Genomic DNA, 21150 nt, shown 5'->3' on the forward strand with positions numbered 1-21150 from the left:
AAAGGAATGCCGTTATGCGGCTTTTATCTCTGCTTACCCTGTCGCTGACCGCAGCTTTTGCCTTTGCGCCTGTTGCACAGGCCAAAGACAAGCTGACCATCTACACCTATGACAGCTTCGTTTCCGAGTGGGGCCCAGGTCCAAAGGTCAAGGAAAACTTCGAGAAAGAATGCGATTGCGAGCTGGAATGGGTTGCATCGGCTGATGGCGTAGCACTGCTCAATCGCCTGAAGCTTGAAGGCGGCAATACCAAAGCGGACATCGTCCTTGGCCTCGACACGAACCTGACCACGGAAGCACGCGCCACGGGCTACTTCGCGCCAAGCGGCATTGATCTTTCCAATGTCAAAGTGCCGGGCGACTTCAAGGACGATATTTTCGTACCTTATGATTACGGCTATTTCGCCATCGTCTATGATTCCGAGAAGCTGCCAAATCCGCCCAAAAGCCTGAAAGAGCTGGTCGAAGGCGACCCTTCGCAAAAGATCGTCATTCAGGATCCGCGTACATCGACACCGGGCCTCGGCATTCTGCTCTGGATCAAATCGGTCTATGGCGATCAGGCAGGCGAAGCATGGGAAAAGTTACAGAAGCGCATTCTCACGGTTACTCCAGGCTGGTCGGAAGCATATGGCCTGTTCACCAAAGGTGAAGCGCCAATGGTGCTGTCCTACACCACCTCCCCTGCCTATCATATGATTGCCGAGAATACGGAACGCTATAAGGCGCTGGCTTATCCTGAAGGCAATTACCTTCAGATCGAGCTTGCCGCCCAGACAACAACGGGTGCCAAGAACCCGCTGGCGCAGAAGTTCCTCGCTTTCATGACCGGCCCAGGCTTTCAGGATGTAATCCCTGAAACCAACTGGATGTTCCCGGCAGGCAAAACATCCGCGCCTCTTGCGGCCGCCTTCGACAAACTGCCGAAGCCGGAAAAGACACTTCTCATCCCGGCAGACGAGGTTGCAAAGAACCGCAAGGCCTGGGTCGATGAATGGCTGGCAGCTTCCAGCAAATGAGTGAAACGCTGACCAGCAACCGGCCAGTCCAGACAACGCCCGCAATCAAATCTCTTGCGGGCGTACTGGCGCTTGGCTTTCTGGCAAGTCTGGTCGGCGGCTCACTAATCGCCCTGGGACTTGAGGCCAGCGGCTTCAGCTTCAGCATATTTCTTGATCCCTATCTTCAGCGTATTGCACGTTTCACGATCTGGCAGGCGGTTCTGTCGAGCCTGCTTTCGGTACTGTTTGCCATTCCTGTCGCGCGCGCTCTTTATTCGGAAGCCCGCTTTCCCGGCCGTGGGCTGATCCTGCGCCTTTTCGCGCTGCCGCTCGCCCTGCCCGCCCTTGTCACTGTGCTCGGCATTACCAGCATTTACGGGCGCAACGGCTTTGTCGCGCAGCTATCGCAGACGCTGGGATATCCAGTACAACCCGATATTTACGGCTTGACCGGCATTCTGATCGCGCATGTATTCTTCAATATGCCCTTGGCGGTGCGGCTCATTCTGGCAGCCTATGAATCGATTCCCGCTGACTACTGGAAACTCGCAGCACAACTCGGCATGAAGGGCACAGCTCGCTTTCGCCTGATTGAATGGCCGACCATAAGGCGCAATCTGCCCGGCATGATCGGCCTTATCTTCATGCTCTGTGTAACGAGCTTCACAACGGTTCTCACACTCGGCGGCGGACCACGCGCCACGACACTGGAAGTTGCAATCTATCAAAGCCTGCACTTCGACTTTGATCCAGCACGCGCCGTGGCACTCACACTGGCACAGCTGACACTCACCATATTGATTCTCGCAGCCTTACGCCTCACGGGTCGACCTTCGGAGGAGGGTTTCACTCTCACCACTGCCCCACGCCGCTATGGCAGGCCAGACGGTCTTGAACGCCTCTTCAACATCGTGGCGATTGGCATCGGCTTTCTCTATGTGGCTTTGCCCGTTACAGGCATTGTGGTGTCCGGTCTTGCTGCTGATCTCATGCGCCTGATGAGCGAAAGAGCCGTATTAAATGCCATTGGCACCAGCATTGTTCTGGGATTTGGCGCAGCGCTTCTTGCCGTCATCCTGTCGCTTTCCCTTGTGATAGCGCGCGAAGCAACCAAAAGCAGGCGCTTGGCTAATCTTTTCGATACGGGTGCAAGCCTCATCCTTGTGATGCCGCCTATCGTCATTGGTGCTGGCTGGTTTATTTTGCTGCGTCACTTCACCGACCCATTCACGATGGCCCCTTTCATGGTCGTGACAGTCAATGCGGCAATGGCAATGCCTTTTGCCGTGCGCCTGCTGCGTCCGGCATGGGATACATCAGCTGTTCGTCATAATCGACTTTGCGCGCAGCTCGGCATATCCGGCTTCAACCGGTTGCGGCTCATCGACTGGCCAGCCATTCGCAGGCCTTTCGGTATGGCATTCGCATTTGCGATGGCGCTTTCGCTTGGTGATCTCGGAACCATTGCGCTTTTTGGCAGCGACGCGCTGCAAACCCTACCCTATCTGCTGTTGCAGCGTATGGGCAGCTACCGCACATTCGATGCAGCCGGCCTTGCCCTGATCCTCGGAATCTTATGTCTTTGTCTGATGATGATTGCCGACCGCGCAGCCGCGTCCCGAAAGGAAATACCGCTCCCATGAATGCGCTCAGCAAGAGTAGCCTCAGCGAAATCAAGCTCCATGTTGTGCGTTTCAGCTATGGCGAAACAGTGATGGAATTCAGAGCGACCATTCCGGGCGGTGCGATTGCAGCCATTGTCGGACCCAGCGGCTCTGGCAAATCCACTCTGCTGAACCTGATCGCCGGTTTTGAAACCCCGCAGTCAGGGCAAATCAAAATCGGCAATGAAGATGTAACAAGCCTGCCGCCAGCATCTCGGCCCGTATCGATGGTGTTTCAGGAAAACAATCTGTTTGCTCATCTGAGCGTTGAACAGAATGTCGGGCTTGGCCGCTCTCCGAACCTGAAGCTCAACCAGCAGGACCGCGCCGCTATCGCGACGGCACTGGAGCGTGTGGGGCTGAAAGGCAAAGAGAACCGCAAACCCGAAGCGCTTTCGGGCGGCGAACGCCAGCGCGTCGCAATTGCACGCGCGCTGGTACGGGCAAGACCCGTTTTATTGCTGGACGAAGCCTTCGCATCGCTTGGCCCTGCTCTGCGGCACCAGATGCTCGATCTTGTGAGGGAGCTGCACAAGGAAAACGGCATGACCGTTCTGATGGTCACGCATACGCCGGAAGACGCGCTCTATCTCGACGCACTGTTGCTATTTCTCGACAATGGCCGAATTTCCGCACAAGGCCCTGCCCATGAGTTGCTGTCGCCATCTGGACCGGAAGCTTTGAAACACTATATCGGTGGTGAAACCTCAAAGCTCAAATAGAGTTAACGCTGTGGACATATTTTGTTCGCATTCGCCTTGAAGAACGGCTTTGAGGACTGATCTACTTCTTGTAGGTACTTCAGTCTATGGCTAGATTTGCGCCAATGCTATCGGTGCTGATTCAATTGCGAGGGTAAAATACTGTTCCGTCACACGACCCGTCTCCGGGCCTCCCTGTGTCTCCCCCTTTCTCTGCCAGAACGGGCACAGCGCAATTGGCGGAAACCAGCCATTGGTTTTGGCTTGCTTGCTGTCAGCCTGATTTCAGGCTGTCAGTCGATCAATTCAAGCAAAGATCTTGGGCTGCAGCCTTCCTCAAATCCTGTCACCGTTGAAAACGTCACTCGTAACGACCGACTGGCACAGATCGGCGCGCAACAGCATCCGCGCATCCTCGCCACCTATGGCGGCGAGTATAAAGATCCGAAGCTTGAGCGCATGGTCGCCAAGATCGTCGGCAATCTGACAACGGTTTCCGACAAGCCGGATCAGACCTATCGCATCACAATCCTCGACAGCCCCAACATCAATGCCTTCGCTTTGCCGGGCGGTTTTCTTTACGTAACGCGCGGCCTGCTGGCGCTTGCTAACGACTCGTCCGAAGTCGCAGCCGTCATCGCGCATGAAATGGGTCACGTCGTCGCCAATCACGGCATTCTTCGTCAGGAGAAGGAAGTCGAAACGGCTATTGCGGGTCGTGTCGCAACCGAAGTGCTGCATAATGAGAGTGCAAGCCGCGAAGCAACCATCCGCGGCAAGCTTCGCCTTGCACAGTTCTCGCGCAATCAGGAACTGCAGGCCGATGCTATCGGCATCAAGATGATTGGCGAAGCAGGCTACGATCCTTTTGCCTCCGCCCGCTTCCTGCAGTCTATGGAAGCCTATACCGATTTCCGCTCCGTATCGGGTGCAACCGATGCAAGCCTCGACTTCCTTGCAAGCCACCCGGCAACGCCACAGCGCATTCAGCTTGCGCTCGGCCACGCGCGCCGCATCGGTGCGCCGGGTGTCGGCACCACGGATCGCGATTCCTTCCTCAATGGTATCGACGGGCTGCTTTACGGCGACTCGCCAAATGAAGGCTATGTGCGTGAGCAGACCTTCATCCATCCAAAGCTCGGCGTAACCTTTACGGCTCCTGCTGGCTTCACCATCGACAATTCTGCCAATGCCGTCATGGCCAGCGGTCCGGGCGAAGTGGCAATCCGCTTTGACGGCGCATCGCTGCCTTCCGGCTCAAACCTCACCGATTATATCAAGTCGGGCTGGGTGACAGGGCTTGATGAAAGCTCGATCCGTCCGATCACGATCAACGGCATGCCTGCTGCAACTGCGAGCGCAAGCGCTGATCGCTGGCAGTTCGACATTGTGGTGATCGGCACCAACAATAAGGTCTATCGCTTCCTGACGGCTGCTCCAAAAGGCAGCACTGCTCTGCAGCCTGCATCGCAGACCGTAACACAGTCCTTCCGTCTACTGACGCCGACCGAACAGGAAGCGCTCAAGCCATTGCGTATCCGTGTCGTGACAGTGAAGCCCGGCGATACAATGGGCAGCCTGTCCGCACGTATGCAGGGCACAACGCGTAAACTTGAACTCTTCCGCCTGCTCAATGCCATGTCGGCGGGCGCGACAGTTTCTGTAGGTGATCGCGTCAAGATCATCAGTGAATGAAGCATGTCGCATGAATAGTTTAAATCACGAGACGTTTTAAGCCCATGGAAGTCATCGTCGAGTCATTGCTTGCAGGCCAGATCGCTCCACTGGGACCGCGTGGCGCACCGAGCGGCATTGATAAGAAGCCGGTATCTGGCCCCGTTCGTTTGCTGCGTGAGGGGCTCGAATGCGACGCACAGGGCGACAGGAAAGTGCATGGCGGCCCCGAAAAGGCCGTCCATCATTACCCGCACGATCATTATGCAACCTGGGTTGACGATGTTGGTGAAAATCCGCGCCTCGAAATGCCCGGTGCCTTTGGCGAAAACATTTCCACCACCGGGCTGACCGAGCATAATGTGGCGGTTGGCGATCGTTTCCGCCTTGGCAGTGCGCTCGTTGAAGTCTCGCAGGGCCGCCAGCCTTGCTGGAAGCTCAATGCCCGCTTCGACATCACAGATATGGCAATCCGCGTACAGAAGAGCGGCCGCAGTGGCTGGTATTACCGGGTTCTTGAAGAGGGTATAGTCAGCGAAGGCGACACGATGCGCCTCGTCGAGCGCCTGTCACCGGAATGGACGCTGCATCGCGTATGGCATCTGCTCTATGTGGACATGCTCAATTATGAGGAGCTGGCGCTGATGGCGCAGATTCCACACCTTGCGGACGGCTGGAAGCGCTATGCTGTCCGCCGTCTTGAAAATCGCAAGGTCGAAGACTGGTCAGCCCGACTTCAGGGAAATCAGGCCTGATAAGCCGCCATCTCATGCTGGTCGAGCAGGGCCAGTTTAAGCTTTTCCATTGCCCGACTTTCAATCTGGCGAACACGTTCCTTGGAAATACCGAGCTTTTCGCCCAGTGCTTCTAACGTCACGCCGTCATCGTCGAGCCGACGCTCGCGAATGATGTGCAGCTCTCGTTCGTTCAGCGCGTGAAGCGCCGTATGAAGCCAGCTGACGCGACGCTCCATATCGATCGTGCTTTCCACGACTTCGTCTTGCAAAGGATGATCATCGACGAGAAAATCCATCCGTGTGGAAGTGCCTGATTCATCATTATTCATTGATGCCGACAATGAACTATCGGAACCAGACAGCCTGCTATCCATGAATTCGACATCTGTTGCCGAAACCCCGAGCTGGGTCGAAATTTCGCGATAGATATCGGCTTTGCTCATCGTCTCGTCTTCCTGCGCGAGCTTGGAGCGCAGACGACGGAGATTGAAGAAAAGAGACTTTTGCGCCGAGCTGGTACCACCGCGCACAATCGACCAGTTGCGCAGGATATAGTCCTGCATCGATGCGCGGATCCACCATGATGCATAGGTGGAGAACCGCACTTCGCGATCAGGATCGAAACGGGCAGCTGCTTCCAGAAGACCAACATAGCCTTCCTGAACGAGATCGCTCATCGGAAGCTTGAATTTTCTGAAACGACCGGCCATCGAAATTACCAGCCGCATGTGCGAGGCGGTAATCCGATGCAACGCATCCTGATCCTTGTTTTCTTTCCAGCGAATGGCGAGGTCGCGTTCTTCTTCGCGTTCAAGGTAAGGCGCAGACATCGCATTGCGGATCATCGATTGGGAGGATGCAGCTGGCGCTTGAATGCTGCGCGCAGATATCGGCAAGCGTGTCGGCGGAACGGTGGAGGAACTGCTCATTGATGACTGCTTCATCTGGCTCTCCTGTTCTGGCTGCGGTGCTCTCAGGGAAATCTGAGGCCCGAAACTGAAACTATTCCAGCTCTGCAAAGAACAATTGAATGAACATCTTGTATTCGTTCAAACTGCCTTTCACAGACCTGTCCTGAGGCCAGACTGGTACGCCGCAAAACAAACCCGCTACGAACTGGTTTGAGAAGAACGCAGAAAGTACCCTCCGGTTCCATCCGGAGCGCGATAAATCTTTGAGATACCAAGAAAATAGGACACATAGCCCGTTGGGCAAGAGCCGCTACTCTTCGCCCCATAAATAAAAAGCCCGCCAATGGCGGGCTTTTTTATAGCATTTCCAGCAAAAGTGCGAAGCGGCTTTGCGTCGGATAATGCGTAAGACAAACAGTTACAGCGGTTCTAACGATTCATTCTTAACTGGAACCGCTGTAAAGAAGTGCGGGCGTAATTGATTACGCTGCTTCGACTTCATCACCGTCGACATCGCCTTCAGCGTCGGCATCAGCCTTGGTACGCTTAGGGCTCTTGGCGAGATTGGTCTCGATAAGACGGACAGCTTCTGTATCTGAAAGCTTGTTCACAGCTGCGATTTCGCGCGCCATGCGATCCAGCGCTGCTTCATACAGCTGGCGTTCCGAGTAGGACTGCTCTGGCTGATTTTCAGCACGATGCAGATCGCGGACAACTTCAGAAATCATAATCAGATCGCCGGAATTGATCTTTGCATCATATTCCTGAGCGCGGCGCGACCACATGGTGCGCTTCACGCGTGCACGGCCCTGAACGACCTTGAGAGCACGCTCAACATAGTCGGTTTCCGACAGCTTGCGCATACCGATGCTGACAGCCTTGGCGACTGGCACCTTTAGGCGCATCTTGTCTTTTTCAAAGTCGATAACAAAAAGCTCAAGCTTATGGCCGGCTACTTCCTGCTCTTCGATCGCTACGATCTGGCCAACGCCGTGAGCTGGATACACAATGGACTCACCGGTCTTGAAACCCTGACGAGCCGGTGTCTTCTTCTGCTGGGATGTCATACGCTCTAATACTCCCTGTTGTGCCCGGCGCAACTCGCCGGTTTACACATGATATCGACCGCGCCACTTGGGAGAGGCACGGAAGTCGTTGCGGTTTGAACTGAAAGCGCGTCTCGGACACAGATTTATCTACCGGGAAGGTTGGTTAGGGACGGACGCGAAATCGCAAAAATCCGTTCCGGTGCCATACAGCCCAGTAAAAAAAGCTAGCCCTTTCAGAGATTAATGCGTTTGCGCCACGAGTTGACGTCCAGTCACCGAAATTATCTGTGCAACTTAACACAATTTTGCGCAAGAATCAACAAATTGCCAAATATCTTACTTTCGGCAACTTTAGACGCCCTTAAAATAGGCTGTATTCGCGCATTCGTGCAGACAAAACGCGCCCGCAATGCGATTTTTAGTCGCCCGAACCCGGTTCTGCCGAGAAGAACTGCTCAAGCTTGCCAGTTACGCCGTCCATTTCCTTGGCTTCAGGAAGTTCATCCTTCTTAGCCGTCAGATTAGGCCACTTGGCAGCATATTCAGCATTCAGCTCAAGCCACTTGTCGAGACCCGGCTCGGTATCCGGGCTGATGGCTTCCGCTGGGCATTCCGGTTCACAAACGCCGCAGTCGATGCATTCATCGGGATTGATGACGAGCATGTTCTCGCCTTCATAGAAACAGTCGACAGGACAAACCTCGACGCAGTCCGTATATTTGCAACGAATGCAATTATCGGTCACGACATAAGTCATTGTCCAACTCCTGTTGCCAACCTTCTATTTGAAGGAACGGCTTATCTATCTTGAACTGGCTGTTTGAACACTCAGATCGGACATCTGAATGATTTCGCTCCGGTCACGACATATGTGTCACGCATATGGTGGCTACGGCGTGTGGCTTGCTTGCCAGCTCATGCCCTTGCAATCGCCAACGGTGAGGTAACGACTTTATCTGCCCATGACAAGAGCCCAATCGCCGCAATATCACTATGTCACGAACATCTGAAACGACATTTCGTTTATGAACCTAAACGCGGAAAAGACTTTTATTTTAAGGCTTTGATACGCAATTTCTATCGCACAGAGGCGCTATCCTGCGTCATCGCGTCCGCCATAGAGCGTTTCCTGCTTCAATTGAAATGCTCTATCCGGCCAATTTTACGCGCATCTACGCCCGAAAACCGATGCCCACTTATTGGGATTCACTCTAATTGCCGCGCAAACGATCAGTTTCGCGATGTTCTTTCTTGGTTGGACGGCCTGCACCGCTTTCGCGTCGTGGCTGTATTGGCTCAGCGACCTGATCTCCCGGTACGGGTTTGGGTGTCATATCTTCATAAAGAAGCTGCGCTTCGGGCGCTGGACCGCGCCGCTCGCCAGGGGCAAGTATCTTGTAAACCAGAATGCGCCGATCAAGCGTGATCGTCAGAACATCGCCGACTTTAACCTGATAGGCTGCCTGCTCAATCTTATCGCGATTGACGCGGACTTTGCCGCCGACGGCGAGTTTCGCCGCCAGCGATCTTGATTTGACCACGCGCGCAAAGAACAGCCACTTGTCGATCCGCTGTCTTGCGCCGTGTTCGCCGGTCATCTTACTTCTTCAACTGCTCCTTGAGCGCCAGAAGTTTGGCAAAAGGCGAATCGGGATCAATCCGTACCGGACGTTCCTGCTCGACGCGCTTGTTGCCCTGATGATTATTGCCATGGTCACGCTTAGGCTGACGATCGCGATTGCCATCGCGTGGCTTGCCTTTGAAGCCTTCGCGCTTGTTCTGGCCTTCGCCATCATGGTTGCGGCGATTCTTGTCGAAACGCTTGCCACCACGATTGTCACGCGCGTTCTGGCCTTCGCCGCCTTCCGAACCGCCTTCAGACTTGCGGGCCTCATTGCCCTGGCCACCCTGTGGGCGGTTATGGCGCTGACGGTTCTGGTCCTGATTACGGTTATTACGGCCTTCAAAACGGCCCTGACGCCACAGAAGAACAGGCTTTGGTTCTTCAACAGGCGCTTCAGTAAGCTGAACGGCAGGCTTTTCTTCACCCGACACTTCCGCTGCAGCAGCAGCTTCAACCTGTGCAGGCACAGGTTCAGCTGCAGGAACAGCAGGCTTTGCTTCGCTCGCAGGTGCGGCAGCAGGAACAGCTGGTTTGAAGACGGTATCTTCAACAACAGCCTCCGCTTGCGCGGCGGCAGCCGCAAATGCATCGAGTTCAGCGAGCTTTGCTGTGACAGCGGCAGCTTCTGCAGCTTCGTGACGATAGCCAAGGCTCTTCAGGATTTCTTCCATATCTTCGGTGGTTGCACCGAGAATGGACATCATCGCCGGCGTGACGATGAAGCGTCCGCCATCATAAGCGCCTTCCGGACGAGTGCCCGAACCCGGACGCCAGGCAAGAGCCGGACGGATCAGGTCAGCAAGACGTTCCAGAATGTCGATACGAACAGCACGACGACCCAGCACGCGATAGCCTGCAAGGCGGTAGAACTGATGATCGAAAGCCGGATCGACGACAACCGATGTACGGCCAGCGGCCAGAACATTGACCACGTCACCATAACCGGCACGTTCGCGACCATCGTTCTTCAATGCCCAGAGCAGCGTGATGAGACCAGCAGGTGCAGGCTTCAGCAGCATTGGCATGAAAACATGATAGGCACCGAAGCGCACGCCAAGACGGCGAAGAGCGGCACGGGAATCCTGATCAAGGCCACGGACTTCTTCGGTCACATCGCGACGCTGAAGAATGCCAAGGCTCTCAACAATCTGGAAAGCCAGACCACGCGTCATGCCGGTCAGCGCATCGGCGGCGCTGAGATCGGTCAGAGGCTTCAAAATGGTTTCGATATGATGCGCCACAAAACGTTCGATGCGGGCTGCAACCTTGTCGCGTGCCGGACCAGTCAGCTGCTCATCAGCTAAAATGACCGCGCGTGGCTTCAGAACATCGTCGCCTGCAACCAGCGTTGCGACAGTTGCGCCGACCCAGCGCAGAACGCCATCCGAACCGAGTGCGAAGTCGCCGTTGGGAGCAGCAGCGAAACGCTCCGCACGACGATCAAACTCGGCGGCCAGCGCCTTTTGTGCAGCCGTCTTTACTGCCTTCGCATCCGGTCCATCGGACTGAACGTCGGCTGTAAAACGGAATCCTTCCAGTTGCCCGACATTATGGCCTTCGACAATTACGTCTCCGGTCGAGCTGATATCTGCTTCTAGCATGGCATTCTCTCTCAGGCGCCTCATAAGCACGCTTGTCCTGCGGTCTACAAAGCGTTTCGTCAACCTTTCATGCAGCGCATCGGACAATCTGTCCTCAATTTCGCGCGTCTTTTCCTGCCAGTGTGTCGGATCGGCAAGCCATCCCGGCCTGTGCGACACAAAAGTCCAGGTACGGATTTGCGCCACGCGGTGAGACAGAGTGTCGATTTCCCCCTCTGTACTGTCGGCGCGGCGCACCTGTTCGCTCATATAATCTTCATCAACGCTCCCTCGGCGGACCAGATCCTGATAGATGGTTGCTATGATATCGGCATGTTGTGCCGGCGCAATCTTACGATAGTCGGGGAGCGCACAGGTATCCCACAAAAGTTCGATCCGCGCAGGCGAATTTGCAAGCCGCACAATGTCTTCGTCTTTTGACAAATTTTCAAGCGCCTGTTGATCAACAGCAGGCAGCGCCTTGGTCAGTCCTTCGATCGGCGTCGGCGTTTCAAGAGAATAGCGCAACGCACTCAACGATGAAAAATCGAAACGCCCTGTACGCCATTGCATAACTTTCACAGGGTCAAAGTCATGGGCTTCAACTCGCTCGACCATTTCATCGTCCAGCGGACGCACCTGCCCGGTCACACCAAATGTACCATCGCGCAGATGACGCCCGGCGCGGCCCGCAATCTGCCCAAGCTCAGCCGGCGTCAGGTCACGATACTGATAGCCATCGAATTTGCGATTCTGTGCAAAGGCGACATGATCAACATCGAGATTGAGCCCCATACCAATCGCGTCGGTCGCAACCAGAAAATCGACATCGCCCGACTGGTAAAGCTCGACCTGTGCATTCCGCGTGCGTGGACTAAGAGCGCCCATAACCACCGCAGCACCGCCGCGTTGGCGGCGGATCAGCTCGGCAATGGCGTAAACCTCTTCCGCAGAGAAGGCCACAATCGCCGAGCGATTTGGCAGGCGGATGATCTTCTTTGAACCCGCATAAGTGAGATGCGACAGGCGAGGACGCGTCACCACCGTAATCCCGCGCAACAGCTTTTCAAGAATGCCGCGCATGGTGCCAGCACCCAAAAGCAGCGTTTCCTGACGTCCGCGCAGATGCAGAATGCGATCAGTAAAAATATGGCCGCGTTCGAGATCGCCTGCCAGCTGCACTTCGTCGATAGCCACGAAAGGCATATCCGTGCGGCGTGGCATGGCCTCGACTGTGCAGACGGAATAACGCGAGGTCGGCGGCGTGATCTTTTCTTCGCCAGTAATCAGCGAAACATTGGCAGCCCCTACCCGTTCAACCACACGATTATAGACCTCGCGCGCCAAAAGGCGCAGCGGAAGACCTATCATGCCACTGCCGTGCGACAGCATCCGCTCGATAGCGAGATGCGTCTTGCCGGTATTGGTTGGCCCCAGAACCGCAGTAACACCGCGGCCGCTCAAGGTCAGCGGCAGATCATGGGCAGGGAGTTGGTTCATGCCAATAATAGAATTCCCGGAACAAATGCCATACGTAAAGCCATGCGTTAGCACTATATGACTTGAGCCGAAAGCGCTCCTGTTAAGTTTCAATCCATGTTTCGGGACGTTTCCGGCACGATCCAGTCTTTACTGTTCTATCCGGAACTTATCTCGCGTGCACCCTGAAAAGAACAAAACGGCTTTCAAATGACCATCCGTTTTAAAACACAGGATTGAAGGTTGGTCTTCCATCAGCCAGCATCTTAACAAACGTGCCTTTTAATAAATAGAACGACTCTGGAACGAATCGGCGACGAATCGCTCACAGAACTTCCTTCGCCTTTTGTTCACGGCAACATATAGTGGCTGAACGCTCAATTCCCACCATATAATGAATCACCTCAGTTAGTAATCAGCCCTAAACCAGAACAAACCTGCGGCCGCGTTAACTTTTATCTCGGAAGCCATTCTGCGAGCTGAGGCGACAGATGGTCTATTCATAAAATATCAATATTTCCTGACAGTTAGTTAAAGCTCTCGTCACATGAGAACCGATTTTCATTAACCTTCAGGCCAAAGCCGGAACGAATCGGCGACGAATCGCTGATCCGCATATTTTCCGGCTTTGTTCTCACCAGATATAGTGGCTGATCCTATCCAAACACCCTAGAGCGGCAAGAATTCGCCGCTCCATGACAGTGATACTGACGCCCGCTGTTAACTTTTGAGCCTCTTATGCCCAAGCGGCTCAAGATGCTGATGCATCGCGCCTTGAAAAAGTTCGATCACCACTGGAGCATAATCAGAACGCCATGAGCCATACTCATGGCGTTCTTGTCTCATGGCGTTCTGGAATTACGACCGCTCAACGCACATAGCGACACCCATGCCGCCACCGATGCAAAGGGTTGCAAGTCCGCGTTTTGCGCCACGACGCTTCATTTCGTATAGCAGGGTGGTCAGCACACGCGCACCCGACGCACCGATCGGATGGCCAATCGCAATTGCACCACCATTGACGTTCACGATCTCTGGATTAATACCAAGATCGCGAACGACAGCACAGGATTGAGCTGCAAAGGCTTCATTCGCTTCAACCAGTTCCAGATCGGCGACCGTCCACCCAGCTTTTTCAAGCGCTTTGCGGGTAGCAGGAATTGGTCCAGTCCCCATGATCGATGGATCAACACCCGCCGTTGCCCACGAAACAATGCGCGCGAGCGGCTCGACACCGCGTTTTGCGGCTTCATCCGCATCCATCAGGACAACAGCCGCCGCACCGTCATTAATGCCGGATGCATTGCCAGCCGTAACCGTGCCCTCCTTGTCAAAGGCAGGCTTGAGCTTTGTCAGCGCCTCGATTGTTGCACCAACGCGGATATATTCATCCGCAGATACAATCGTCTCGCCTTTGCGGCTCTTTACGGCAAACGGAACAATCTCATCCTCGAAACGACCTGCGGTCTGTGCAGCTTCGGCCTTGTTTTGCGATGCCAATGCGAATTGATCCTGATCATCGCGGCTGAGCTGCCACTGCTTGGCGATGTTTTCTGCGGTGATCCCCATATGGTAGCCATTGAAGGCATCCGTCAGGCCATCCTTGATCATCGTATCGATCATCTTGAAGTCGCCCATCTTCACGCCGGAACGCAAATGCGCGCAATGGGGTGCCATGGACATCGATTCCTGACCGCCTGCCACAATGATCTTCGCATCGCCCGACAGAATCTGCTGCATACCGAGTGCGACAGCACGCAGGCCTGACCCACAAAGCTGGTTGATTGAGAATGCAGTCGTTTCCTTGGGGCATCCTGCGGCCATCGCAGCCTGCCGTGCCGGGTTCTGCCCCTCGCCTGCCGTCAGCACCTGACCGAGAATGACTTCATCCACATCAGCAGCGTCCACGCCTGCGCGCTCAAGAGCTGCCTTGATTGCAGTAGCGCCCAGTTCATGCGCAGCCACATTTGCGAAAGCGCCATTAAACGCGCCCACCGCTGTTCGGGCTGCGCTGGCAATAATTATGGCTTTCTGGCTTTGCGATGCAGTCATTCTTTCCTCCTTGAAAAATCACCGACAGAGAAAGACCAAAACAGACACCTTGGCAAGCTCTGGCGTGTCCGCGGGTTTGGCACCTTCGCTCAAAACGATAATCAGTTTCTTCTCCACACATATAGTTTTCACCATACGTGTCCTTCAACAGTCGTTAGATTAGCTTCATGCAATCAAAGGAGATTTCTATGCCAAGCCTGACATTAGATAATGCCAATGCGATCATTACCGGTTCCTTTGCCAAGGCAGCCGAGTTGCAGTTGAAGCCGATAGTCGTTTCTGTTTTCGACGCAGGCGGCCATCTGAAAGCCTTTCAGCGACAGGACGGAACTTCGATTCTCCGCTTTGAAATCGCATCCGGAAAAGCTTTCGGCGCACTGGCTGTAGGAACTGGCTCACGCTGGCTCCACAATCAGGCCAAAGACCGTCCGCATTTTCTTGAGGGGCTGTCAGGCGTCTCAGGCGGGAGAATCGTGCCCGTGCCCGGCGGCGTGCTGATTAAAGACAGCACAAACGAAATTATCGGCGCTGTCGGCATCTCCGGCGATACATCTGACAATGATGAAGCAGCAGCCGTAGCCGGCATCGAAGGCACGGGCTTTACAGCCGACATCGGATAAGATCAAAACGCCGCGTATCCCATCAATATACGCGGCGTTTCATAGAATTGTATTGAAGACACCCGAATTATCATTTCAGATTTTTATTCGCAAAATGCGCTATTGCACCCGGCAAGGCATGTTCCACGCTGCCAACAAAAGAAGGTGTATCCGATATAACTTGAATATACCCTTCATTATATAATGTACAATTTACAACATTAAAAAATGAAACACCGGAATTTACAGATAAACCGCCGTTACCGATAATAATTTTGATAACATCATCCATTTTTACAACCCATAGAAAGTTGAATAACTAACAAGGGTGATGTTTCTTAATTTATAAGGCAAAATTGTGATTTTTTACCTTTTGATAAAACCTTGAATAAACATAGAATGCATAGTTGCTATTGCATTAGAACAAAGAAAACGCCGCTTCCGGAGACCGGAAACGGCGTTTTTGAAATTCATCTTTCAGCTGCGATGCAGCCTAAGACTATTCCTTAGCTTCGAGGACCTGACGGCCGCGATACATACCGCTCTTAAGATCGATATGATGCGGACGACGAAGTTCGCCCGAGTTCTTGTCCTCGACGTAAGTCGGGGCCTTGAGAGCGTCTGCCGAACGGCGCATGCCGCGCTTCGACGGAGACGTTTTGCGTTTTGGTACTGCCATGGATCCAGCTCCACTGATCGATAAACAAACGTCCGGCACGGCCCCGAGGAGCCTGTCACATCGGACATAATTCCGGAAAGTCACGTGCCTATACACGCTCTCACTGCATTTGACCAGTCAGAGTCTTATCTTTTTTCCTGTCCAGCCGTTTATCGAACGCATGTCACATAGGGCCCGGCCCTGGAAGCGCGCCCGGCAACGATGCGCGAGATACGCTGCATGTTGCGCGTTGGCTTTGCCGGATTGCGCAAAGCGGGATTGGGAAGCGTTACGGCAAGCAAAGCGGCTTGCTGGGCAGTCAGACGTGATGCAGGCCGATTGAAGTAATGTTGGGCGGCCGCCTCGATTCCATAGATGCCCGGTCCCCATTCAGCAATATTGAGATAGATCTCCATAATACGCTGTTTTGACAGCACGGCATCGGCGACCAGCGCCAAAGGAAATTCGAGCCCCTTGCGGACATAAGACCGGCCGTTCCACAGGAACAGGTTTTTCACAGTCTGCATGGTGATGGTCGATGCGCCGCGGCTTGGACCGCCCTCACCCGCATCATCAAGCACGAGACTGAGCTGGTGCCAGTCCACGCCGCCATGGCTGCAGAACTGTCCATCCTCAGCCATCATCACCGAATTCACAAGAACAGGTGCAACATCCTCAATGCTGACCCACTGCCGATCTACATCGCGCAGAAGAACATAGTCCTTCACCATCAATGTCGAGATCGGACGAACAAAAGGAACCGAATAGACCAGGATCAGAAAAAGCGGCAGAACCGCAAGCACCACCAAAATCTTGAGCATGAGGGCAATTCTGCCACCCCAAACGGGATCAGCCAAGTAACCGCGACCATCTTTACTCTTGAGAATGATTTTTGCCACGTCCACAGCCTGTTAGAGCATTTCCAGCAAAAGTGAGAATCGATTTTGCGTTCGAAAATGCGTAAGACAAATAGATAAAGCAGCTCGAGTGTTAGCTTGAACTGCTTTAGCCCCATTCAAGCGACATAAACTATTCCTTAACAATAATGAACCTGATTCCATAATCAGCCGCAGGAATTCAGCGACCAAATTGAGCGCTTTATGGCTCAAAATCCGCTGTTTGATGACCGCTTGATGAAAAAGCCTGTGCTGATCGATGTGGCCAGTTGACCAAATCAGCGCTTTCGTCCATCCCCTTTAGACATGGAAAACGTGTCTGTCGATTTTGCTCAATCCCTGAACCTAAGCGCCCTCGAAGTCGAGACAATGCTGGTTGGGCTTCTGGATCTTCGTTTGCGCACCGGCGAAGTGGCTCGCCCCGAGCGACTGCTCGCTGCCATGCGCCACGGCGTGCTGAACGGCGGCAAAAGACTGCGTCCCTTCCTCGTCATCGAAAGTGCAGCCCTTTTTGGTCAGCATGGCGATGCGGTTCTGCGCGTGGCATCCGCGCTTGAGTGCATCCATTGTTATTCGCTCGTCCATGACGATCTGCCAGCGATGGACAATGATGATATGCGGCGTGGTCAACCGACCGTACACAAGGCTTTTGATGAGGCCGCAGCGATTCTCGCGGGCGACAGCCTGCTGACCTATGCTTTTGACATCGTGGCCTCAGACGAAACCGATCTTCCGGCCAGCATTCGCATCGAACTGGTCTCAGCTTTGGCGCGGGCTTCCGGCATTGGCGGCATGGCCGGTGGTCAGGCGCTTGATCTGATGGCGGAAGATAACAAACCCGATGAAGCAGGCATTATCACGCTGCAAGCCATGAAAACTGGTGCGCTGATTCGTTTTGCCTGTGAAGCCGGAGCGATCATTGCAGGCGCATCGCGCGAAGACCGCGAACGCATGGCGGAATTCGGTTCGGCCATCGGTCTCGCCTTCCAACTTGCCGACGATCTTCTTGATGTAACTGCCGATGCGGCGATCATGGGCAAGGCAACAGGCAAGGATGCAGCGGCAGGCAAAGCCACGCTCGTTGCGTTGCATGGCATCGACTGGACGCGCAAGCAGCTCTCCGGTCTGGTGGCTCAGGCGGAAAGCCTGCTGGAACCATTTGGCGAAGATGCAGTGATTCTCAAACAGGCCGCTCGCTTCATCGCAGAGCGACAGAGCTAAAGCGCATCCCGAAAAATGTGAAACGGTTTTCTGACCGATGCGCGTCAAAGCCAGCTCTTAGAGATCTTCTTCACGCACTTTGATGATGGCAACGTCATCGACCGAGAGCTGGCGGCCATCAAGTGCGCGCACCTCAAGCTTCGCCACGCCTTCACCATTGATGGTATCAACCAGTTTTGAATGCGGCTCATCAGGCGCAAACAGATAGTTCTCGCCCCATTGCCGCAGAGCAACGACAACCGGCAACAGATCACGACCCTTGGCGGTCAGTCGATATTCCTGATGTGCGCCGCCTTTGGGATCGGACACCATCTCCATAATGCCTTCGCCCGTCAGCTTGCGCAGCCGTTCAGCCAGAATGTTACGCGCGATGCCCAGATTCTTCTGAAATGCGCTGAACCGCGTTACCCCATCAAAAGCTTCGCGCACGATCAATAGCGACCACCAGTCGCCGATCACATCCAGCGCACGCGCGCTTGGGCAATAGTCACCTTTTAGGCTCTTCTTGCGAACCATGTTTACTCCATGCATTTCAACTTGGTTGCAATATAAAACCAATCGCGCTAAAAGCAAAATGGTTTCATTTTAAAACCATTTTGCAGGAGCCAATCATGCAGTCCTATCCCAGCGCGGCAGCACCGTCTGCCGCGAACGACCTTGTGCGCCCTTCGCTTTCCCGAGCGACACTGCTGCTGTTTGCCATTGCCAGTGGCCTCGCTGTGGCCAATGTCTATTTCGCACATCCGCTTCTTGATGTGATGTCAGATGATATGGGGCTTAAACGTTCAACCGCCGGCCTTATCATTGCGTCTAGCCAGGTCGGCTATGCAATCGGCCTCATTTTTCTGGTGCCCCTTGGCGACCTTTTCGACCGGCGAAAACTGATTCTCACGCATTTCCTGCTGTCGGTCTTATCGCTTCTAGCCATTGGCTTTGCAGGAACTGCTACCATGTTGTTGTTGGCAATGGCCACGACGGGGCTTCTGGCTGTCGTCACACAAGCACTCGTTGCCTATGCGGCGAGCCTTGCCGATCCGATGCGGCGCGGTCATGTGGTGGGGATTGTCACAAGCGGCATCGTACTTGGCATATTGCTGGCACGCGCCATAGCTGGCGCGCTCACTGATATTGGCGGATGGCGCAGCGTTTACTTCAGTTCCGCAGCACTCACATTGCTGATTTCGCTACTTCTATGGCGCAGCCTGCCACAACAGAATCGTCAAACGACCAGCGTCTCCTACCCCGCGCTTATTCTGTCACTTGTAACGCTGTTCCGCTCCGAACCCGTGCTCCGTGTCCGCGCAATCATTGCCATGCTGATCTTTGCTGATATCACCACGCTGCTTGCGCCGCTCGTCATGCCCCTCAGCGCACCGCCTTTTGAATTGAACCATGCGCAAATTGGACTGTTCGGCCTGGCCGGAGCCGCAGGTGCGCTTGCCGCTTCTCGTGCGGGCGCGGCTGCGGACCGGGGGCAGGCTCAGCGCATGACCGGCATCGCGCTCACGCTGATGCTGTTATCGTGGATACCAATTGCCCTGCTCAATTATTCACTGCTCTGGCTGATTGCAGGTGTGCTCGTCATCGATTTCGGACTTCAGGCTGTGCATGTCACCAATCAGGCAATGATCTATCGCGTGCGGCCCGAGGCACAGAACAGACTCACCGCTGCCTATATGGTTTTCTATTCCATCGGCAGCGCAAGCGGCTCGTCTCTTTCAACATGGATCTATGCTTATGCGGGCTGGAACGGTGTCTGCCTGCTGGGTGCTGGCATCAGCCTCTTCACACTCACATTCTGGGCTGCGACCCGTAAATCAATGCCGGAGGTCGCAACGCGCCCAGTATCAAACTGAAATCAGTTCTGACCAGCAGCGATCTTTCGATCAAGCCCGAAACGGTTTTCGATATATTCGGCAACCATCTTCTGGAAATCGGCGGCAATCTCAGGTCCGCGCAGCGTCGTAACCTTCTTGCCATCGACAAAGACCGGTGCGGACGGCGTTTCGCCCGTGCCGGGAAGCGAGATGCCAATATCAGCATGTTTCGATTCGCCCGGACCGTTGACGATGCAGCCCATGACTGCGACCGAAAGCGATTCCACACCCGGATATTTCTCGCGCCAGACAGGCATACTGCGACGAATATCGTCCTGAATATTCTGCGCCAGTTCCTGAAACACGGTTGAGGTCGTGCGTCCGCAACCCGGACACGCGGCAACAATCGGAATGAACTGACGGAAACCCATGGTCTGCAGCAGTTCCTGTGCCACCTGCACTTCGCGCGTGCGGTCGCCGCCGGGCTCCGGCGTCAGCGAGATACGGATCGTATCGCCAATGCCCTGCTGAAGCAGGATACCCATGGCAGCCGACGAAGCGACAACGCCCTTGGTGCCCATACCCGCTTCGGTGAGGCCGAGATGCAGCGCGTGATCGGAGCGCTGTGCAAGCATTGTGTAAACGGCAATCAGATCCTGCACCTGACTGACCTTGGCCGACAGGATGATCTTGTCGCGGCTAAGGCCGATTTCTTCTGCAAGATTTGCCGAAATCAGCGCCGACTGAACAATGGCTTCACGCATGACTTCCTGCGCGCTCAAAGGCGCACCCTCAGCCTGATTGCGATCCATCAGCGTGGTCAGCAACTCCTGATCGAGCGATCCCCAGTTAACGCCGATACGGACAGGCTTGTCATAACGGATCGCCATTTCAACGATATCGGCGAACTGCTTGTCTTTCTTGTCCTTGAAGCCGACATTGCCCGGATTGATGCGATATTTTGCGAGCGCTTCCGCACAAGCCGGATGATCGGCGAGTAGTTTGTGGCCGATATAATGGAAGTCTCCGACCAGCGGCACATTCATGCCCAGGCGTTCAAGACGCTCACGAATTTTTGGAACGGCAGCAGCGGATTCATCACGATCCACCGTGATGCGCACAATCTCGGAACCCGCGCGATGCAAAGCTGCAACCTGCGCTACAGTGCCATCGATATCAGCCGTATCGGTATTGGTCATCGACTGGACAACAACAGGTTCGCTGCCGCCAACGATAACTCCGCCAACGCTCACGCCAACGGATTGGCGACGGGGAAATGGATGCGAAAAATAGCTGACGGTCTCGGAAGACATTGTGCTCTGTTCTTTTGTCCTGCCGCAATTGCCGATGGAAACCATATTTCACGCATCGGGAACTGCTCTTGGTACGGGCCTGCTTTCAGGTGGCGTAGCAAGGCGCAATTGTCAACGCCTGACCGCCTCGCTTTGTTGTTATATAATCACTTGCCGACGCCTTGTCGCCTCCTC

At 54.5% G+C, this 21150-nt stretch carries 19 protein-coding genes; 8 read left to right on the forward strand and 11 right to left on the reverse strand.

The window, feature by feature from the left end:
• Window positions 1-14 precede the first annotated feature (14 nt).
• The 5 genes from thiB (at window position 15) to KMS41_09370 (ending at window position 5795) form a co-directional block, all read left to right on the forward strand.
• Window positions 15-1019: a thiamine ABC transporter substrate binding subunit gene (thiB, locus tag KMS41_09350; GenBank protein ID QWK77292.1), complete on the forward strand. Its 1005-nt coding sequence runs from the start codon at window positions 15-17 to the stop codon at window positions 1017-1019.
• Complete coding sequence (gene thiP, locus KMS41_09355) at window positions 995-2644, forward strand: thiamine/thiamine pyrophosphate ABC transporter permease ThiP (GenBank protein ID QWK77293.1); 1650 nt, start codon at window positions 995-997, stop codon at window positions 2642-2644. Before thiB ends, thiP begins: the two co-directional genes overlap by 25 nt.
• Window positions 2641-3387, forward strand: coding sequence for a thiamine ABC transporter ATP-binding protein (thiQ, locus tag KMS41_09360; GenBank protein ID QWK77294.1), 747 nt, complete (start codon window positions 2641-2643; stop codon window positions 3385-3387). Before thiP ends, thiQ begins: the two co-directional genes overlap by 4 nt.
• Before the next feature lie 192 nt (window positions 3388-3579).
• Window positions 3580-5061 (forward strand): M48 family metalloprotease, encoded by a 1482-nt coding sequence (locus tag KMS41_09365; protein QWK78832.1) that lies wholly within the window; start codon window positions 3580-3582, stop codon window positions 5059-5061.
• A gap of 44 nt (window positions 5062-5105) precedes the next feature.
• Window positions 5106-5795 (forward strand): MOSC domain-containing protein, encoded by a 690-nt coding sequence (locus tag KMS41_09370; protein ID QWK77295.1) that lies wholly within the window; start codon window positions 5106-5108, stop codon window positions 5793-5795.
• Here KMS41_09370 and KMS41_09375 read toward each other — a convergent pair.
• The 6 genes from KMS41_09375 to KMS41_09400 all read right to left on the reverse strand — a co-directional run bounded on the left by KMS41_09375 (window position 5786) and on the right by KMS41_09400 (window position 14472).
• On the reverse strand, window positions 5786-6721 hold the full coding sequence (locus KMS41_09375) for an RNA polymerase factor sigma-32 (GenBank protein ID QWK77296.1): 936 nt from the start codon (window positions 6719-6721) through the stop codon (window positions 5786-5788). The genes KMS41_09370 and KMS41_09375 overlap by 10 nt on opposite strands.
• 449 nt (window positions 6722-7170) lie before the next feature.
• Window positions 7171-7755 (reverse strand): CarD family transcriptional regulator, encoded by a 585-nt coding sequence (locus KMS41_09380; GenBank protein QWK77297.1) that lies wholly within the window; start codon window positions 7753-7755, stop codon window positions 7171-7173.
• Window positions 7756-8155: 400 nt separating this feature from the next.
• Window positions 8156-8494: a ferredoxin family protein gene (locus KMS41_09385; GenBank protein ID QWK77298.1), complete on the reverse strand. Its 339-nt coding sequence runs from the start codon at window positions 8492-8494 to the stop codon at window positions 8156-8158.
• Window positions 8495-8948: 454 nt separating this feature from the next.
• On the reverse strand, window positions 8949-9335 hold the full coding sequence (locus KMS41_09390; GenBank protein ID QWK77299.1) for an RNA-binding S4 domain-containing protein: 387 nt from the start codon (window positions 9333-9335) through the stop codon (window positions 8949-8951).
• 1 nt (window position 9336) lies between these two features.
• Window positions 9337-12441: a helicase gene (locus KMS41_09395; GenBank protein ID QWK77300.1), complete on the reverse strand. Its 3105-nt coding sequence runs from the start codon at window positions 12439-12441 to the stop codon at window positions 9337-9339.
• Window positions 12442-13278: 837 nt separating this feature from the next.
• A complete protein-coding gene (locus tag KMS41_09400; protein ID QWK77301.1) occupies window positions 13279-14472 on the reverse strand; it encodes an acetyl-CoA C-acetyltransferase in 1194 nt (397 codons plus the stop codon).
• A 188-nt stretch (window positions 14473-14660) separates the two neighbouring features.
• Here KMS41_09400 and KMS41_09405 point away from each other — a divergent pair, with 188 nt between their 5' ends.
• Window positions 14661-15092: a heme-binding protein gene (locus KMS41_09405; GenBank protein QWK77302.1), complete on the forward strand. Its 432-nt coding sequence runs from the start codon at window positions 14661-14663 to the stop codon at window positions 15090-15092.
• Window positions 15093-15162: 70 nt separating this feature from the next.
• Here the strand turns inward: KMS41_09405 and KMS41_09410 are convergent, their stop codons facing one another.
• The 3 genes from KMS41_09410 to mtgA form a co-directional block, all read right to left on the reverse strand.
• Window positions 15163-15363: a hypothetical protein gene (locus KMS41_09410; protein QWK77303.1), complete on the reverse strand. Its 201-nt coding sequence runs from the start codon at window positions 15361-15363 to the stop codon at window positions 15163-15165.
• Between the two features lie 207 nt (window positions 15364-15570).
• On the reverse strand, window positions 15571-15750 hold the full coding sequence (rpmF, locus tag KMS41_09415) for a 50S ribosomal protein L32 (protein QWK77304.1): 180 nt from the start codon (window positions 15748-15750) through the stop codon (window positions 15571-15573).
• 149 nt (window positions 15751-15899) lie between these two features.
• On the reverse strand, window positions 15900-16628 hold the full coding sequence (mtgA, locus tag KMS41_09420) for a monofunctional biosynthetic peptidoglycan transglycosylase (protein QWK77305.1): 729 nt from the start codon (window positions 16626-16628) through the stop codon (window positions 15900-15902).
• Between the two features lie 303 nt (window positions 16629-16931).
• Here mtgA and KMS41_09425 point away from each other — a divergent pair, with 303 nt between their 5' ends.
• The gene (locus KMS41_09425; protein ID QWK77306.1) at window positions 16932-17846 is read left to right on the forward strand and encodes a polyprenyl synthetase family protein; all 915 of its coding nucleotides are present in this window, start codon (window positions 16932-16934) and stop codon (window positions 17844-17846) included.
• 57 nt (window positions 17847-17903) lie between these two features.
• Here KMS41_09425 and KMS41_09430 read toward each other — a convergent pair whose 3' ends face one another.
• On the reverse strand, window positions 17904-18362 hold the full coding sequence (locus KMS41_09430) for a helix-turn-helix transcriptional regulator (protein QWK77307.1): 459 nt from the start codon (window positions 18360-18362) through the stop codon (window positions 17904-17906).
• 95 nt (window positions 18363-18457) lie between these two features.
• Here KMS41_09430 and KMS41_09435 point away from each other — a divergent pair, with 95 nt between their 5' ends.
• Entirely contained in the window at window positions 18458-19702 is a 1245-nt protein-coding gene (locus tag KMS41_09435; protein ID QWK77308.1) for an MFS transporter, read from the forward strand.
• A gap of 2 nt (window positions 19703-19704) precedes the next feature.
• Here the strand turns inward: KMS41_09435 and ispG are convergent, their stop codons facing one another.
• A complete protein-coding gene (ispG, locus tag KMS41_09440) occupies window positions 19705-20976 on the reverse strand; it encodes a flavodoxin-dependent (E)-4-hydroxy-3-methylbut-2-enyl-diphosphate synthase (GenBank protein ID QWK77309.1) in 1272 nt (423 codons plus the stop codon).
• Window positions 20977-21150: the final 174 nt, after the last annotated feature.

The sequence above is a fragment of the Ochrobactrum sp. BTU1 genome (assembly GCA_018798825.1).
Lineage (GTDB): Bacteria > Pseudomonadota > Alphaproteobacteria > Rhizobiales > Rhizobiaceae > Brucella.

Bases quoted from the DNA above. Each gene is read 5' to 3' on its own strand.
- thiB (QWK77292.1), top strand. From the start codon at position 15: ATGCGGCTTTTATCTCTGCTTACCCTGTCGCTGACCGCAGCTTTTGCC.
- thiP (QWK77293.1), top strand. From the start codon at position 995: ATGGCTGGCAGCTTCCAGCAAATGAGTGAAACGCTGACCAGCAACCGG.
- thiQ (QWK77294.1), top strand. From the start codon at position 2,641: ATGAATGCGCTCAGCAAGAGTAGCCTCAGCGAAATCAAGCTCCATGTT.
- KMS41_09370 (QWK77295.1), top strand. From the start codon at position 5,106: ATGGAAGTCATCGTCGAGTCATTGCTTGCAGGCCAGATCGCTCCACTG.
- KMS41_09375 (QWK77296.1), bottom strand. From the start codon at position 6,721: ATGAAGCAGTCATCAATGAGCAGTTCCTCCACCGTTCCGCCGACACGC.
- KMS41_09380 (QWK77297.1), bottom strand. From the start codon at position 7,755: ATGACATCCCAGCAGAAGAAGACACCGGCTCGTCAGGGTTTCAAGACC.
- KMS41_09385 (QWK77298.1), bottom strand. From the start codon at position 8,494: ATGACTTATGTCGTGACCGATAATTGCATTCGTTGCAAATATACGGAC.
- KMS41_09390 (QWK77299.1), bottom strand. From the start codon at position 9,335: ATGACCGGCGAACACGGCGCAAGACAGCGGATCGACAAGTGGCTGTTC.
- KMS41_09395 (QWK77300.1), bottom strand. From the start codon at position 12,441: ATGAACCAACTCCCTGCCCATGATCTGCCGCTGACCTTGAGCGGCCGC.
- KMS41_09400 (QWK77301.1), bottom strand. From the start codon at position 14,472: ATGACTGCATCGCAAAGCCAGAAAGCCATAATTATTGCCAGCGCAGCC.
- KMS41_09405 (QWK77302.1), top strand. From the start codon at position 14,661: ATGCCAAGCCTGACATTAGATAATGCCAATGCGATCATTACCGGTTCC.
- KMS41_09410 (QWK77303.1), bottom strand. From the start codon at position 15,363: ATGGATGATGTTATCAAAATTATTATCGGTAACGGCGGTTTATCTGTA.
- rpmF (QWK77304.1), bottom strand. From the start codon at position 15,750: ATGGCAGTACCAAAACGCAAAACGTCTCCGTCGAAGCGCGGCATGCGC.
- KMS41_09425 (QWK77306.1), top strand. From the start codon at position 16,932: ATGGAAAACGTGTCTGTCGATTTTGCTCAATCCCTGAACCTAAGCGCC.
- KMS41_09430 (QWK77307.1), bottom strand. From the start codon at position 18,362: ATGGTTCGCAAGAAGAGCCTAAAAGGTGACTATTGCCCAAGCGCGCGT.
- KMS41_09435 (QWK77308.1), top strand. From the start codon at position 18,458: ATGCAGTCCTATCCCAGCGCGGCAGCACCGTCTGCCGCGAACGACCTT.
- ispG (QWK77309.1), bottom strand. From the start codon at position 20,976: ATGTCTTCCGAGACCGTCAGCTATTTTTCGCATCCATTTCCCCGTCGC.